The sequence below is a fragment of the Hahella sp. HN01 genome (genome assembly GCF_018986435.1).
Lineage (GTDB): Bacteria > Pseudomonadota > Gammaproteobacteria > Pseudomonadales > Oleiphilaceae > Hahella.
Genome location: NZ_JAHMIN010000003.1, coordinates 13,707 through 27,851, shown reverse-complemented (window position 1 = coordinate 27,851; position 14,145 = coordinate 13,707). Strand labels below are relative to the sequence as shown.

The window sequence follows — 14,145 nt, the reverse complement described above, 5'->3', positions numbered from 1 at the left end:
TATTTCAAAAGCATGAATAAAAACCAGCCACAAACTGTAATACGCTCTTTGGCGCCCCACTATCGGGAAGCCCACATGGAAGATCTCGATGAGCTGGTGGAGCTTGAAAAATCATGCTTTACCACGGACCGGCTCAGCCGCAGAAGCTTTCGCCATATGATCAAATCCGAGTCCGCCTCGGTAGTGCTTTGCGAAATGGAGGAGAAGCTGTGCGGCTATGCGATTACGTTATTCCATCGCGGCACCAGTCTCGCCCGCCTCTACTCTATCGCCATCGTACCTGAGTCGCGCGGCAAAGGCGTTGCGCGGGCGTTGATGGATATGGCTGAGCAGTCGGCGATCTCACGCCGCTGCATATTTATGCGCCTGGAAGTACGTACGGACAACCAGGAAGCGATCGGCCTATATAGAAAGCTGGGCTATCGTCAGTTTGGGGTTTATCACGATTATTACGAAGATCATCGGGACGCCTATCGTTTCCAGAAGCAGATCATCCGTTTTGCTCCGCTTAATCAAACGCTGCAGATTCCCTATTACAGCCAGAGCACGGATTTCACCTGCGGCCCCGCTTCGCTGATGATGGCCATGGCGACCCTGAATACCGAATACATTCCCCGCAACTGGGAAGAGATACAGATCTGGCGTGAAGCCACCACTATATTCATGACCTCCGGACACGGCGGATGCGGCCCTCACGGACTTGCGCTGGCGGCCAACAAACGAGGCTTCAAAGCGGAAATTTACGTCAACTACGAGGGGCCGTTGTTTCTCGAAGGCGTCAGACGCACCGAGAAAAAAGAGGTATTAAAACTGGTGCATAAAGATTTCATGCACCAGCTTGAAGAAACCGATGTGGTCATTCATAACACCGTGCTGACCCAGGAAATTCTGGAGCAGGAAATCAAACAAGGCAAACTGGCTTTGGTGTTGATCAGCACCTATCACTTCGACCAGAAAAAAGCGCCGCACTGGGTGATGATCAGCGCCGTCGACTCGGATTTCGTATATATTCACGACCCGGATGTGGATGAAGAGTCGCACCGGCTCGCCATCGACAACCAATATATTCCCATCGCCCGCGCCCAGTTCGATCGCATGTCCCAGTTTGGACAAAACCGTCTGCGTACGGGCGTAATTATTTCGCAACGCCCCAAACGCACAAGACGAAAAAATGCCTGATATTTCCGAACGCTTCTCCACTTCCCGCGCGCAAGCGAGCCGAATTGACAAACTACTGGTGGATCAGGGCTATTGCCGCTCGCGCAATCAGGCCAGGGAGCTGATCAGTCTTGGCAAAATCATGCTGCAAGTCGGCGCTGGCTGGGAGGCGGTGTCCAAACCCAGCCAGACGGTGCTTAGCGACGCCAGAATAAAGGTTCTCGATAACGAGCTGCAGGAATACGTTTCCCGTGGCGGCCTCAAACTGGCCGGCGCTATTACGCAGGTGGGCGCGGATTTTCAGGACAAAACGGTGCTGGACGTGGGCCAGTCCACCGGCGGATTTACGGATTGCTCACTCAAGCAAGGGGCCGCCTTGGTGGTCGGCGTGGAAGTGGGTCACGGACAGTTGACGCAGTCTTTGCGAGACCATCCTCAGGTCCGGGTATTTGAAGGGATCAACGCTAAAGATATTCCCCTCTCCCTGCTTGAATTGACGAGTAATAAAGCAGGCTATGACTTTGCGGTCATGGACCTGAGTTTCATTTCACAAACGCTGGTGCTGAAATCCGTCGCCGCCCTACTCGTCGATGGCGGCTCGTTGATCAGCCTGGTGAAGCCCCAGTTTGAAGTCGGCCCGACCGGCTTGGGTAAAGGCGGCATCGTGAAAGACGCAAGTCTTTATACTGAAGTGGAAGAGAAGATCAAAATGGCTTGCGCGGACGCAAGACTCAGAGTGATGGATTACTTTCCTAGCTCCATCACAGGGGGAGACGGTAATCGGGAGTTCTTCGTCTTCGCCCGCAAAGCGGCGAATTCCTGACGAGAGACAATGCAACCGCGCGCCTGCACCCGACCATGCCGGGACTGCGCGGAGAAAGGATCAATGCAGAGCGCGCTCCATCGGCGCAGGGGGCGCGCCAGCGTCCGCCGTGGCGACAAAGCCACAATCGAGAATTTCACGCAGAATATCCTGCTTGGCTTCCAGGGCGTTTCTTAAAAATACTCCCAACTGCTCTTTGGTGACGCCAGCGGATACCCACAGGGTATCGCACATAATCACGCGAGGTGCGCCATCATCCGCCAGGTCGGCGAACGTCTTGATATTGGCGTATGCGCCATTCAAACGCGGTAATTCAGCAACCAGATTCAACAAAGCGGACGCTCGCAACTCCACTTCGGTAGTAAAAATCAAACATTCCTGCTCCAGAAACACCCGACTTTCCAACACCCCTTCCTGACTTTGCAGGTCGGCGATGTGCACACCCTGGCACTGCCCGCAAAGGTAGTGATCAACTTCCAGGTCTTTTAGCCATTTAAGCAGGCTATCACTATTAATAAACTGAATATGGGGCATGTAAACACTACTCTTACGCTTAACGTGGTGGCCTTCAAAGCCGCGGATTATAAAGTAACCATCCCTATATGAGTAGACCTTAACAGCCTATATCGGCCCCCGGCCGCCGAATGACGACAACGGAACCCGGTTAATCAGCGAGCATTTTCATTGACGGGGTTTGGCGCCACGCGTCGCTTTCATTGATACAACTGCATTAAAGACAGTGATTCGGGGGATCAAACCATGAAACTTATCAAAATGCTGCAAAAACTCAGCGCCAAACCCGCTGAAGAAACTGAATCCAACTACAGCCGTAAAGCAGTCAAAGATGTTGATCCACGGGACCTGACCGGACAATGGGGTATGAGCGCGACCGACGCGCTGCAAGTCAACTTCGTCACCCGTGAGTGCGGTAAACGCTAATCAACTGATCGCATCTACATCGTCCTTATTCCTTTCTAAACAATATTTAACGGCCCGGCGCACGTCGCTCCGGGCCGCAGCTATTGACTCCCCCTGCGCCTCTTGCGAAAGTTTTGCTTTCCCCAGTTCCCGATGAAGGATGCTCTATGCCTGCAGTAACCCGGTTCTGCAAACAATCCCGTCTATTACTAATAACTCTTGGTCTTTCCCTGCCATTCACCGCCCACGCCGACTTCGCAGAATGCGTGGCGGGGCTGCAGGAAAAAGCGAAACAGGAAGGGATTTCCGAGAAGGTCGTCAACGAGGCTTTGGGCCAGGTCAAGCTCAGTGAACGCGTCATGGAACTGGACAGCAAGCAACCTGAGTTCATAGATACGTTCACTAATTACCTTAATCGCCGCGTTACGGATGAGCGGGTGAACAAAGGCCGTGAAATGCTGGCCAAACATCGCCCCCTGCTTGATCAGATAGCCAAAGAGACGGGCGTTCCCGCTCAATATCTGGTCGCATTCTGGGGATTGGAAACCAACTATGGCGGCTACACTGGCAAGATGCCCATTATGGACTCCCTCGCCACCCTCGCCTGCGACCCACGCCGCAGCGGCTATTTCACCAGCGAGTTAATAGCTGCGCTGAAAATCATCGAGAAAGGCGATGTGACCGTGGACAAAATGCTTGGCTCCTGGGCCGGCGCCATGGGCAACTTTCAGTTCATGCCTTCCGTTTATCTCCAGTACGCAACCGACAAAGACGGCGACGGCAAGCGCGACTTGTGGGGCAGCCTGCCTGACGCCGCTACATCCGCTGGCTTATTCCTGAATGGACTGGGATGGCAGAACGGCTTTAAATGGGGTCGCGAGGTCAAGCTGCCGGAAAAATTCGCCTATGGCGAAGCAGGGCTGAAGCGCAGCAAAACTCTGTCAGAATGGGGCAAGTTAGGCGTCCTGGATGCAGACGGGCGCAAAATGCCAGATCTGGACCTGCAAGCGTCGCTGCTTATTCCCGCCGGGCATCTTGGCCCCAAGTTTCTGGTTTACGATAACTTCAAAGTCATCATGCGCTGGAACCGCTCTGAATCCTACGCCATTGCAGTGGGCCACTTGGCCGACCGTATAGCCGGCGCAGGACGTTTGCGGCAAACACCGCCTGATCTGCCGCGCCTGCCTTTGACCGCCGTCGCCGACTTGCAACAGAAGCTCACCGATAAAGGCTTCGACGCGGGCAAACCTGACGGCATTATGGGACCGGCCACCCGGGATGCTATTCGCGCGTTTCAGGAAAAGCAGGGCATGATCGCCGATGGCTACCCCAACCCGGAGGTCCTGCAGGCGCTGGATATCAAACTTCAGTCGGAATCCTGAGCGAACGCCCGCCCAGCAATCATGGGCGGGCGCTTATCCGCTGACGCGGCGATTTGGAAATGAGGCGGGGTCAGCTTCCCACAAAACGCCAACTTACTTGGACGTTTCAGGCTGCGCAGCGGCTTCTTCTCTGAACATTTCGTAGTAATCCACCTGCCGCACAAATTCTTCGCGGTCAATCGGCTTCAATACTTCATCATTGATCAATGATGCGGCGGAGTCGCCCAAACCGGCGAGCTTACGAGGCTTCCTCCAAGGCACAATATAAAGCACCTGAGGCTGCTCCTGATTTCCACGCAATGTGGCGCCATCTACGGTAATGACTTCGGTCTCCGCCCGCGCTAACGGGCTGACAACCCAAGCCGCTGAGATAAGAGACAGACTGATAATAAAGTTCTTCGGCCGGGATTGACGGCTCATACCCCGCCCTCCTACTGTAAACGGCTCTGCAGATCCACAATCCAACGATTAACTTCATCGTCGGGCTGCGCCTGCAGGCTCTGATAAATCTGATATTGCTCCAACGCTTCCTGCAATTTACCCATGTATAAATCATAGGTAATCCCGAGATTTAGTCGGGCGGGCGCATAGGAGCCGTCAACGGCGATCGCCTTACGGTAGTACTCTTCCGCCTCTGCGAACTTACCCTGGCGACGGGCCAGATATCCCAACAGAGAGTATCCCTCGGGATTCAATCCGTTGACGCTGACCGCCTTCTCGAACATCGCCTGCGCCTGGTCAGGCGCATCTGTATTCATATAAATGATGCCCATATTGATGTATGGGCCGGACAGCTGGGGATAATCTTCACTCACCGCCTGAAATTTTTTCAGCGCGGAGCCGAAGTTACGGGCTTTTTGCTCACGCAACGCGGCTACGTACTGACTACGCGCACCCTCAGGAACCTGGGAAGCGTCAGCGCCGCCTGTCACCCCACCGCCAGACGGTTTCTGGGGCGAGCCGGAGCACGCCGCCAGCAACAGAGTTAATGCCAGACCACCAAGGCGAATACTGCTTTTACGACTAAAGAATGTTTTCACTGAACTCTGGAATCTCTTCTGATTTTTTATAGCGCGCAGGGAATAGCTTTTTCAGCGCCTCAAAGCTGTTTTTCACCCACTCATCGTAGGTTCCGCTCCAACTCCGTTGTGCGTTCGCCTCATGCAGTTCAATCGCGTTTTCCTCGAAGGGATACGCCTGCTCCTCCAGCAACAACTGGTATTGCTCCAATTCCAGTTCATTGAGATTGCGAGGACGCTCAGAGTCCAGCAGGTCGCGGCTGAGTTGAGAGTAGATCTCCCCCATGCGATAAGACGAGCGCGTGGTAAATTCCGCTATGCGATAGTTTGCTGTTTTCTTGTAAGCGGCCATCGCCCGCTTCATCGCCTCCTGCTTGGAGCGCAAAGAGTTTTGCAACGGCGCGGTCAGCTTGATGCTCTTGAACTGAATGAAAGCGTCATCCGCCAGCACGCTGGAGGATTTCGCCGCGAGATAGCGCATACGGTCAGAGCCTTTCGACCCGGCGGCGTCATAGCCTTGCACCACCTTCTGCAACCAGAAACGCTGCTTGATCGGATCATTCGCCTTAGCGTACAACTCGCTCAGCGTATAACCTGCTTCCGCCGCCATATCCGCCGGTTCAGGATAGCTGTTGGCGTAATCCCGGTAGGTGTCGATGGCTTTCTGGGTTTGCCCACTCTTCTCGTATAGCTCCGCTGACAACAGCAGCGACTCGCGTCGGGTTTCGCCGTCAGGATGGCTCTGCGATATCATCGCCAACTCCCCGGCTGCAGCGTCCCATTGCTCCGTATTGCGATAAGCCATCGCCAGTTTGGCGGGCACGTCCTTCGCCAGTTCATGTTTCGGATAACGCTGACGGAAGCTGTTCAGAACAGAAATCGCCCGATCCCATTGTCCCTGCTGCAGCATATAAGTAGCGGCGTCATAATCCGCATTCGCGCGCACCGACGCGGTAGGCGCCGCCTGTCCAACACGTAAAAATTGATCAATAGCGCCATTGACGTCATTGGCCGCCAACATCAGCTCGCCCTGTTTATAAATACTGGCGGCGAGCAGTTCGACGATCTCGCCGCGACGCTTATCGCTCGCCGGCATAAGCGCCAGCACGCGGGAATAGGATTTTTCCGCTTCCGCATACTGCTTGAGCTCAAACTGGCTGTGACTGATGATCAACCAGGCGCCTAACAAGGATGCATTGTCCGGCGGCGGCGTGCGTTGCGTCAGCCGTTGCGCCACATCGATCGCACGCGGGTAATCCTTCATGGCGAACAGCTTTTCCGCCGCCGAAGCCATTACAGCGCCCGCCCTGGGGTCAGACGCATAGGATTGGGCGAAACGAATCTGGCTTTCAATTTTGCGCAGCTCAATCTGCTCGCGCTCAGCTTCAGCGGAGCCTGACGCCAATTCATCAAAAGCAGTGATCGCCGCATAGCCCGCTTCCGCGCCTTTGGCGAAGCCCTTATATTCATACGCCGCCTTTTCGTAGGCGACGATCGCCTCTTCGTATCGCTGCACGGCGAATAAGGTTTCGCCGCGCAGGAACACCATTTGAGGCGCTTTCGGATCTTGTGGGAAGGTATCCACAAACTCCTGATAGTAGGCGGCCGCACTGGCGTACTCATCGCGCAAGGCGGAGCGCGCCTGCTGTGCGCTTATTTCCTTGCCATCCAACCCTTTCGCACGGCCATTACGGGCCGCAGCGACATTTCGATCCAGCGTTTGCGCCGCGGCATGATGGTGTGTAGCCAACTCGTCGATATACACGCGCAGTTTTTCCGCCGTGAAGGTTTTCACCTTCTCATCCTGCTGCCGCCAATAGAAGTCGCTGGTGACGCCGTAGTTCTTCACGAACGCCGCCTTTTCCGGCAACACAGAGCTGCCGAAGCCCGCGACGATGAGCGTTTGAATGACGCGCTCCTGGTAATAAGGCGACCATTTGCTGAGTGGATGCAGTTCGATAAAGCGGCGATAGACGGAAACCGCATCCGTATAACGCTCCTCTTTGACCAGCAGCTCGCCGTATTGCTGATAAATCAGGTGTTCATAACTACGCGCGCCGACTCTTGCAAACAGGCTCGTAACCGTATCCACCCCATCCAGATAATTGAAGGCGAAGCCCATTACCCGCAGTTGGTCCTCCACCAGAGTACGAGACTCTTTGGACAAGGCGTCCAGGTCGTCAGACTCCGGCATCACCAGATCCAGTACTTTGACAAAGCTGTCCAGAGAGGTTTCGTATTCTCCTTGCTTGAACAGGCTCCAGCCATGCATATAGAGCGCCTGTTGCTCAAAGCCGGTTTTAGCGCCGCCGCGAATGACCGACTCAAAAGCCCGCTGAGAGGCGTCATAGTCGCCATTGGTGAACAGTATCTCGCCGCGCCGGAATTGCGCTTCATGAAAGTAAGATGAGCGCGGGTACTCTTTCACCAAGCGGTTCAGCGCTTTGAAGGAATCATCGCGACGCCCTTCCAGATCATAGGCTTTCGCCAACTGATAGAGCACTTGGTCGTTTTCCGCCCGATTAGGGTATTTCTTCAACAGCCCTTCGTAAGCGGAGATGGCAACCGCGAAATACGCCGCGGAGCCTTCCGAGTAGTCCACCACTTCCTGAGTCACGGAAGACTCTTCGTTGCGGATCATTTGCAAATCCGCCAGTCGATATAGAATCTTGGTGCGGGTTTCAGGGTCTTCGACAACGGTCAATAAATCCGTGTAGTTGGCGATGACCTCATCAATATTGATGTTCACCGTTTCTTCGCCCTGATCCTCAATAATGGCGGGCTTCAAATCGGCGATCGTCGGCTGATCCGCAGCGCGGCGACTTTCCTCGGAACCGGAAAACAACGAGCAGCCGCTCACCACAACCGCGATGGCGGTTAACGTCAACGCCCTCATAAGCCGCCCCCTTCGCCGTCGAGAAGTTCATCGGACAAACGAGTACGCGCCAGTTTGGCGGACGTCATGTAATAGTTGACCTGATCTCTCTGCCGCAACAATTCATCTCTCGCCATGTCGCTGACAGTGGTTTTCGCCCGGGTAAGCGCGCGGCGCACCTGATCGTTCAATTCCAGCAAGCGGGGTTTGGCGCTATCCACTCTTTGCTCAAGCGTTTCCAACTGTTCTGACTTGGCGATGAGGTTGTTAATTCTCACACTGCGCAGAGAATATTCTTTCAGCGCCGTATCCAGCGCCGCCAGTTCCTGCTTGGCTTCCCAAAGCCGCTGGGGAAACTCTTCGCTGACGGTCCAGTTCAGGAAACCTTCCATACGACGCAATTTCTCTTCATATTCGGGTACATCTTCAGCCCAGTCGGGATCTTGGCGCATCAGTTCGATTGTGCGTCTGGAGCGTTCGATAATGGCTCTATAACCCAGCTGATCTTCTGTAAGGAAATAGGGACCATCGCCAGACGCCTCGCCCTCTGCGATGACCTGCGCCAACGCGTCGCGTTGGGCGCGAATGCGGTCAGCGTCCAGAGAGGTCATTTTTTCACGGGTTTCCCGAATACGCTCTTCCCGCGCAATCTTTCGGGTGTCAATCATCACGTCAAAGCTGTCCACTTTGCGCAACCATTCGTTCAAAGTGTTTTGCAGTATGGTCAGCTCACGCAGCTCTTTGAGCACGCGCTGGAATTCTTCCTGGGCGACCAGATGAGCCAAACTGTAAGTAGCCGGACGCACATCCAGACGTCCGTATTCATCTACGCGAATGTTGTCATCGTCCAGGCGGGTAATATGCAGCTCTGGATCGCCGCCAAATTCGAGACTGTCGAACAGACGATCTTCGTCCAGCTCAGCAATATTGGTTTCCAGCAGACGCAGGCTTTCCTGATATTGGGTGACGGCATTGGCGTATGCATTGAGCGCCTTCACTTTCTGCCCAAGCTGCTCATAGACATAGCCGATGGCGAAGTGAGATTCCTGAATGATGGGATTGGCGGCCTGCTTGCTGCTCAGGGTCTGTAGTGACTGGATCGCCAGACCGAACTCGCCTGAGTTGGAAGCCGCCAGGGCGTATCCGAACAGCGCCTGATCCGACCAGGGACCACTAATGCGCACCTTGCGAAACTCCGTCATGGCGCCGGCGTAATCGTTTTGCTCCATTCTGAGGACGCCGGTAGTGAGACTGATTCTGTCGCTCAACGCGTAAAATTCATTTGGGTCGTCCTCGTCCTGCGGCGTCGGCGCGCTAACGCTCGCCAATCGGCGCAGCGCCGCATCCAGATCGCCAGCCTTGCGTTGATTCAGAGCCAGGTTGTACTCCAGATAGGCGCGCCAGTAGGAGTCTTTCGGCAACGGCTGTAAAAATTCCTCCGCTGCGTTCAGATCCTCCAGCCCCAGTGCCGTTTGTCCCTGGAGGTAAAAATACTCTTCCAGCAGCTCCGAATCGGAATCCTCCAACAGTTCACGATCCACCCGCTGGAACGAAGACTTGGCGTTCTCCCATTTCCGCATCTGGTAATACACTTTACCAAGATAAAACCAGGCCTGGTTACGGACTTCCGGGGTCACCTTGCCTTCCAGCAGGTTTTCAAAAATACGCTTGGCTTCATCCACCATGCCGTAAGAAAGCAGCATGCCTCCTTTCAGCACCTGAGGATGGTCGCCATGATGGGTGATATTGTTACGCAGCTCACCGATCGATATATCCGTGAGCGCGCCGTAATAACGCTGCTGATAGAACTCGAACAGCACTTTACCGTACTGCAAATCCAGCGCCCGCTCAGGCTTTTTCTCATCCGCAGCGAAGACGCTTTGCCCCAGGCTCGCCAGGACGAGAAGAGACGGTATTGTTTTTCTAAGTATTCTTTTCATTGCCTCAGTGACTACCGGCTACCAGACACAGTTAAAGTTATTCCCATTCGACAACGGTGAATTCAGGTTGGTACTTCTTAGTCGAGTCGGTAATGCGCAACTCCAGCGTTTTGATGTCCGAGCCCTTCTCAAATTTTTGCGTAGCGCCGCGCTTATAATCGCGGTTATCGGGCCCTACTCCAGTGAAAAATGCGGTGATTTCATGTTCGCCGGTCTTAAGGTTGCCAATATGCAGGCGCTGCATGCCGCCCTTATACAGGGCCTTGGCCTGGCGCTGCGTATACAGGTGGCTGGCCACTGTTTCGCCATCGATTTTGACTTCCACTGCATCCAGCTGGAAAAACTCGCCAACGTCGACGGAAAGAAACACCACAAACTGCGTGCTGGCGGGAAACAGCAGGTCTTCCTCCAGAATGAACAGGTCGCGATTCAGTTCAATGGCTTTCTGTTTCAGTGACTGCACCTGATCCACGATAGGCGTATCGGGGTCCACGGCAGCCATGTCTGTGTCGTCCGCCATCTGCATCACATCAGCGGAAGCGGCGTCTTCTGCGCCCTCCTCCGCCCGCACCATGGCCGACAACAGCAGCAAAATCAGGAACAATGCATGGGCCAGGCTGTTTTTGTAATTCATACTTTCAATCCCAATTAAATTGATCGCATCCCGTAATGGATAACCTCACCGCTATCAGTAAGACGCGGTGACGAAGAAGCGAATGACGGTGGCGTCAAATTCGTACAAAGGTTCCTCTCCCGGCGCAAAACCGGTCCGCGTCACGTCGCGGAAATCCTCGTACGCGAATTTCATGTAGTCGACAAACAGGTTGATGCTGCCTTTTTCAATAAACGAAAAGCCTTTATTGAACTCATAGGTCAGACCCACGCCAACGCTGTCGCCGCTATAGGTGCTCAACTCTTTGTCGCGCCCCATAAAAGTACGAACATCCTCGCCTTCAAACAGGTCGTCATAAAACTCTGCTTTAGTTTGTTCGTAGTGACGAAACTTGAACTCGGTAATGAATTGATCGCCAAACGGGTGCACATAGGCCAACTCGTAGTTATAGCCCTTGATGTTCCATGAGTCGGAAAAATACCGAACCTCGCCTTTGACGGCCGCTCGATATGGCAGGTAATACATGCCCCGCAGCGCCACGGCGTTACTGGTGCGCGTTTGGGGATACTTTTCTATTCTGTACTCGTAGCCTTTGGGGCTGGTGGTGTCCAGGAAACGGTAAACCCGGTATGGGTTATTCAGGTAACCCTCATCCGTGATCGTTTCGATATCCAGGTTAAGCAAGGCGTTCTTGGTTAACACCTGACTGACCCCAAGACGATAATGCTGCCGGTCCACTTCCTCATCAAGGGATGGGTCCAGCTTGCTGCGCACATTATCCCAGCCTTTTGAGTAACCCATGGTCAGGGTGGTCAGGTCGCCGAAAAAATCCTGACTGATATTGAAGTGGATCGACTCGGCGTCAAAGTCATTTTCCTGGCTGTTGGTATAGGCGAAGCTCATGATGGACTTGTTGTACAGATAGTCCACGCCGAGACCAGCTTCTGTCCGCTCCTCCTCATAGGGCGTCGCTCGCGCCAATACGTCAACGGAAGCGGAGCTGACCGAGTCGACATAATAGTTCGCGCTCAACGAGACACTGGCGTCGAAGTTCTTTCTGACCAGAACGGAGGGGCCGTCAATTTCCATGCCCCCGCCTTCGTAGCGGTGGTACATGGCCTCCGCTTTCTCTTCCGGCAACACGGCGGCGCTGGCGGATAACGCCGTCGCCAACAAACTGAATATCGCTGCAATGCGGTGAAAGTTTTTCATATCAGTTACAGCCGCAGCCTCCGCCGGAGCCGCCTTCAGCGCCGCGCGCGCCTTCCCGGGCCTGATAAACGTGATGCATGTAAGAACCGGCGATACCGATGCGGCCAAAGCTCATGATCGGGTCAGCGAGGTTATTACGCTCATAAGGCATAACCCAGGGTTCGAGACTGCTGCAGCCTCCCAACAGCATGGGAGCCAGCAACAGGAATATCCACTTTTTCATTGTTATTTTACTCGCGAATCAGCGCTTTAACTTCTTTAACGTAATGATCTTCAGTACCTGGCTGGTAGCCTTTGTGCAGGTAACGCATGTTGCCGTTTCTATCCACAATGACCGTCGTCGGCATCGCCTTCACGTCGTACATGCGGCTGACCTTGTTCTGGTTATCGTAAAGAATCGGGAAAGAGACTTTGGTGTCTTTCAGGAACTCATTAGCCAGAGATGAATCCTCATCCACATTCACCGCAAAAATCGTGAAACCGAATTTTTCGTACTTTTTGTAAATGTCTTCCAGTATCGGCATTTCCTGACGACAGGGACCGCACCAGGAAGCCCAGAAGTTGATGAGCACCACTTGGCCGCGATACTCCTGCAGGCGCAGGTTCTTGCCGAGAGAGCTTTTCAGGGTAAAGTCACCCGCCGCGCCCTTGATCTCCGCAGCGTTCGCGCTGACGGTAAGAGTGCTGGCGGAAATCATCAGACAAAACGCCGCCACACTTTTAAAGAATTTGTTTTTCATAGCTCAGACTCCTCAAACTACTCTTTCTTCGACGCCGATTTCAGCGACCGTCATTAAAAGAAAACGGACAGACCCGTCGTCATTTCCAGGTTATGGGTTTTCTTATCCTCGCCCAGGATATCGGTATCGAAAATGTGGTCTCTCATGCCCAGATGCAGGGACAGCCAATCAGTGCCCAGCATCTGGAATCCCCAGCCGAAATTGGCCGTCAGACGATCATCGCCGGCGAACTGGGTGCTGCCCAATCCGCCCACGACATAAAAATTAGTATTGAAGGCGTACTTGCTGCCAAGGAATATTTCCCCCGGAAAAATGTTATACCCGAGAGAAAGGTTGTAATAGGTCAGGTCGCGCTCGTCGTCTTTCAGCAACTTGGCGGAGCCGCTCAGCTTTTCATAGCTGGTCTCGCTGGTGTCAGTGACGCCATAGTTAGCCTCAACGAACAGATCTTCATTGATATGGTAGGCCAGGCGGGCGCCAATCACGAAGTTAACGCCAAAGTCCTCTACACTCATCAATCCGGTAAATACGCCGACTTCAAAGTCTTCGGTGTCGATCAGATCTTCCTGCACGCGACGCGGCGTCACCTCCGGCTCGATCAGCGGCTTAACGGCGGTTTCAGACTCAGCGTCCACCTCCTCAGCCATTGCCTGCCCCGCTCCGACAGAAGCCATCGCACACGCCAATACCGCACTGGCGACAGGACGACGCCCGTCGTTTAGAAAAATACGCTTAATCCAATTTTCCATTCTTCTGCTTCTTCGTTTTCGTCGCGGTCAGTGAAGACCACGTAGTCTTTGTATTCCATACGGATAAAATAACGATTGGTCATGTACCATCTGACCCCAAGCCCGTAATGTACGGCTTCCTCAACCCTGTTGTCTTCATTCACCAGCGTTGCCTTCGGCTTAATAAATGCGGCGCCGGTTCCCAGCGTAAAGAAAGGAGAAATCCGCCAATGGGGAAAAGGCTGGTGCACGATATTCAGGTCCGCGATCATGATCTGGGAAAAATCCCCCAGGACTTGAGAGGCCCAGAGCTCCGTCGATAAATTGGGAGTGAACAGATAACCCACATACATGGAGTTCACCGCTGCGCCGCCAAAATCGCCGGTAGCGACCCCGCCTTCCCAGCTACGAGAGGAAAAGTCGTCAAAGCGGGGCTCTTTGAAAGCAACCTGCTCGCCGCTTCCATCCAGAGTCATTTCCATTTGCGCACGGCTGGCCCAGCCTTCCTGTCCCTTGGCGTTGCGCACTTTGAACCACTCGGTTTTCCGTTTGAGAATTTCAATCTGCTCGTCCTGCTCAACGACGAAAAACACCGGGTAGCCCCGGCCCGGTCCCGTACGGAACTCGAGATAGGGCTCGGCGACTTTTACAGTCTGATATTCGTCTTCAGCAAAACTTTTCAGTGAAAAGCAACAAAGGATAACCAACAAAACCGGGAATATTCTTACCGCTAACAA

Annotated in this window: 15 protein-coding genes; 4 read left to right on the top strand and 11 right to left on the bottom strand. The window is 53.9% G+C overall.

Annotated features, from left to right (window positions below; translation table 11 throughout):
- Nucleotides 1-75 precede the first annotated feature (75 nt).
- Both KP814_RS03935 and KP814_RS03930 read left to right on the top strand, forming a co-directional pair.
- Nucleotides 76-1,179 (top strand): peptidase C39 family protein, encoded by a 1,104-nt coding sequence (locus tag KP814_RS03935; RefSeq protein WP_253938151.1) that lies wholly within the window; start codon nucleotides 76-78, stop codon nucleotides 1,177-1,179.
- Nucleotides 1,172-1,981 carry a TlyA family RNA methyltransferase gene (locus KP814_RS03930; protein ID WP_216735531.1) on the top strand — a complete coding sequence of 270 codons (810 nt, stop codon included), beginning with the start codon at nucleotides 1,172-1,174 and terminating at the stop codon, nucleotides 1,979-1,981. Before KP814_RS03935 ends, KP814_RS03930 begins: the two co-directional genes overlap by 8 nt.
- A gap of 60 nt (nucleotides 1,982-2,041) precedes the next feature.
- On the opposite strand, the gene KP814_RS03925 is transcribed toward KP814_RS03930, so the two are convergent.
- On the bottom strand, nucleotides 2,042-2,515 hold the full coding sequence (locus KP814_RS03925; protein WP_216735530.1) for a YbjN domain-containing protein: 474 nt from the start codon (nucleotides 2,513-2,515) through the stop codon (nucleotides 2,042-2,044).
- 225 nt (nucleotides 2,516-2,740) lie between these two features.
- On the opposite strand from KP814_RS03925, the gene KP814_RS03920 reads away from it, so the two are divergent.
- Together KP814_RS03920 and KP814_RS03915 are read left to right on the top strand one after the other, a co-directional pair.
- Nucleotides 2,741-2,920 (top strand): hypothetical protein, encoded by a 180-nt coding sequence (locus KP814_RS03920; protein ID WP_011396467.1) that lies wholly within the window; start codon nucleotides 2,741-2,743, stop codon nucleotides 2,918-2,920.
- A gap of 146 nt (nucleotides 2,921-3,066) precedes the next feature.
- The gene (locus tag KP814_RS03915; RefSeq protein WP_216735529.1) at nucleotides 3,067-4,281 is read left to right on the top strand and encodes a lytic murein transglycosylase; all 1,215 of its coding nucleotides are present in this window, start codon (nucleotides 3,067-3,069) and stop codon (nucleotides 4,279-4,281) included.
- Between the two features lie 93 nt (nucleotides 4,282-4,374).
- Here the strand turns inward: KP814_RS03915 and KP814_RS03910 are convergent, their stop codons facing one another.
- The 10 genes from KP814_RS03910 to KP814_RS03865 are packed head-to-tail and all read right to left on the bottom strand — an operon-like array spanning nucleotide 4,375 to nucleotide 14,145.
- A complete protein-coding gene (locus KP814_RS03910; RefSeq protein ID WP_216735528.1) occupies nucleotides 4,375-4,701 on the bottom strand; it encodes a hypothetical protein in 327 nt (108 codons plus the stop codon).
- 11 nt (nucleotides 4,702-4,712) lie between these two features.
- A complete protein-coding gene (locus tag KP814_RS33320; RefSeq protein ID WP_216735527.1) occupies nucleotides 4,713-5,321 on the bottom strand; it encodes a tetratricopeptide repeat protein in 609 nt (202 codons plus the stop codon).
- On the bottom strand, nucleotides 5,305-8,196 hold the full coding sequence (locus KP814_RS03900; protein ID WP_216735526.1) for a tetratricopeptide repeat protein: 2,892 nt from the start codon (nucleotides 8,194-8,196) through the stop codon (nucleotides 5,305-5,307). The genes KP814_RS33320 and KP814_RS03900 overlap by 17 nt, the downstream gene beginning before the upstream one ends.
- On the bottom strand, nucleotides 8,193-10,115 hold the full coding sequence (locus KP814_RS03895; RefSeq protein WP_216735525.1) for a lipopolysaccharide assembly protein LapB: 1,923 nt from the start codon (nucleotides 10,113-10,115) through the stop codon (nucleotides 8,193-8,195). The genes KP814_RS03900 and KP814_RS03895 overlap by 4 nt, the downstream gene beginning before the upstream one ends.
- 37 nt (nucleotides 10,116-10,152) lie before the next feature.
- Entirely contained in the window at nucleotides 10,153-10,749 is a 597-nt protein-coding gene (locus KP814_RS03890; protein ID WP_216735524.1) for an AraC family transcriptional regulator, read from the bottom strand.
- Between the two features lie 54 nt (nucleotides 10,750-10,803).
- A complete protein-coding gene (locus KP814_RS03885) occupies nucleotides 10,804-11,940 on the bottom strand; it encodes a DUF3570 domain-containing protein (protein WP_216735523.1) in 1,137 nt (378 codons plus the stop codon).
- Nucleotide 11,941: 1 nt separating this feature from the next.
- Nucleotides 11,942-12,163, bottom strand: a complete 222-nt coding sequence (locus KP814_RS03880) for a DUF4266 domain-containing protein (protein WP_216735522.1) — start codon at nucleotides 12,161-12,163, stop codon at nucleotides 11,942-11,944.
- A gap of 7 nt (nucleotides 12,164-12,170) precedes the next feature.
- Entirely contained in the window at nucleotides 12,171-12,680 is a 510-nt protein-coding gene (locus KP814_RS03875; RefSeq protein ID WP_216735521.1) for a TlpA disulfide reductase family protein, read from the bottom strand.
- Between the two features lie 53 nt (nucleotides 12,681-12,733).
- The gene (locus tag KP814_RS03870) at nucleotides 12,734-13,429 is read right to left on the bottom strand and encodes an outer membrane beta-barrel domain-containing protein (RefSeq protein ID WP_216735520.1); all 696 of its coding nucleotides are present in this window, start codon (nucleotides 13,427-13,429) and stop codon (nucleotides 12,734-12,736) included.
- On the bottom strand, nucleotides 13,399-14,145 hold the full coding sequence (locus tag KP814_RS03865; protein ID WP_216735519.1) for an SH3 domain-containing protein: 747 nt from the start codon (nucleotides 14,143-14,145) through the stop codon (nucleotides 13,399-13,401). The genes KP814_RS03870 and KP814_RS03865 overlap by 31 nt, the downstream gene beginning before the upstream one ends.

Excerpts from the sequence above, each read along its gene's own strand:
- KP814_RS03875 (WP_216735521.1), bottom strand. The coding sequence starts at position 12,680 with ATGAAAAACAAATTCTTTAAAAGTGTGGCGGCGTTTTGTCTGATGATT.
- KP814_RS03900 (WP_216735526.1), bottom strand. The coding sequence starts at position 8,196 with ATGAGGGCGTTGACGTTAACCGCCATCGCGGTTGTGGTGAGCGGCTGC.
- KP814_RS03925 (WP_216735530.1), bottom strand. The coding sequence starts at position 2,515 with ATGCCCCATATTCAGTTTATTAATAGTGATAGCCTGCTTAAATGGCTA.
- KP814_RS03915 (WP_216735529.1), top strand. The coding sequence starts at position 3,067 with ATGCCTGCAGTAACCCGGTTCTGCAAACAATCCCGTCTATTACTAATA.
- KP814_RS03910 (WP_216735528.1), bottom strand. The coding sequence starts at position 4,701 with ATGAGCCGTCAATCCCGGCCGAAGAACTTTATTATCAGTCTGTCTCTT.
- KP814_RS03890 (WP_216735524.1), bottom strand. The coding sequence starts at position 10,749 with ATGAATTACAAAAACAGCCTGGCCCATGCATTGTTCCTGATTTTGCTG.
- KP814_RS03930 (WP_216735531.1), top strand. The coding sequence starts at position 1,172 with ATGCCTGATATTTCCGAACGCTTCTCCACTTCCCGCGCGCAAGCGAGC.
- KP814_RS03920 (WP_011396467.1), top strand. The coding sequence starts at position 2,741 with ATGAAACTTATCAAAATGCTGCAAAAACTCAGCGCCAAACCCGCTGAA.
- KP814_RS03895 (WP_216735525.1), bottom strand. The coding sequence starts at position 10,115 with ATGAAAAGAATACTTAGAAAAACAATACCGTCTCTTCTCGTCCTGGCG.
- KP814_RS03885 (WP_216735523.1), bottom strand. The coding sequence starts at position 11,940 with ATGAAAAACTTTCACCGCATTGCAGCGATATTCAGTTTGTTGGCGACG.
- KP814_RS03870 (WP_216735520.1), bottom strand. The coding sequence starts at position 13,429 with ATGGAAAATTGGATTAAGCGTATTTTTCTAAACGACGGGCGTCGTCCT.
- KP814_RS03935 (WP_253938151.1), top strand. The coding sequence starts at position 76 with ATGGAAGATCTCGATGAGCTGGTGGAGCTTGAAAAATCATGCTTTACC.
- KP814_RS03880 (WP_216735522.1), bottom strand. The coding sequence starts at position 12,163 with ATGAAAAAGTGGATATTCCTGTTGCTGGCTCCCATGCTGTTGGGAGGC.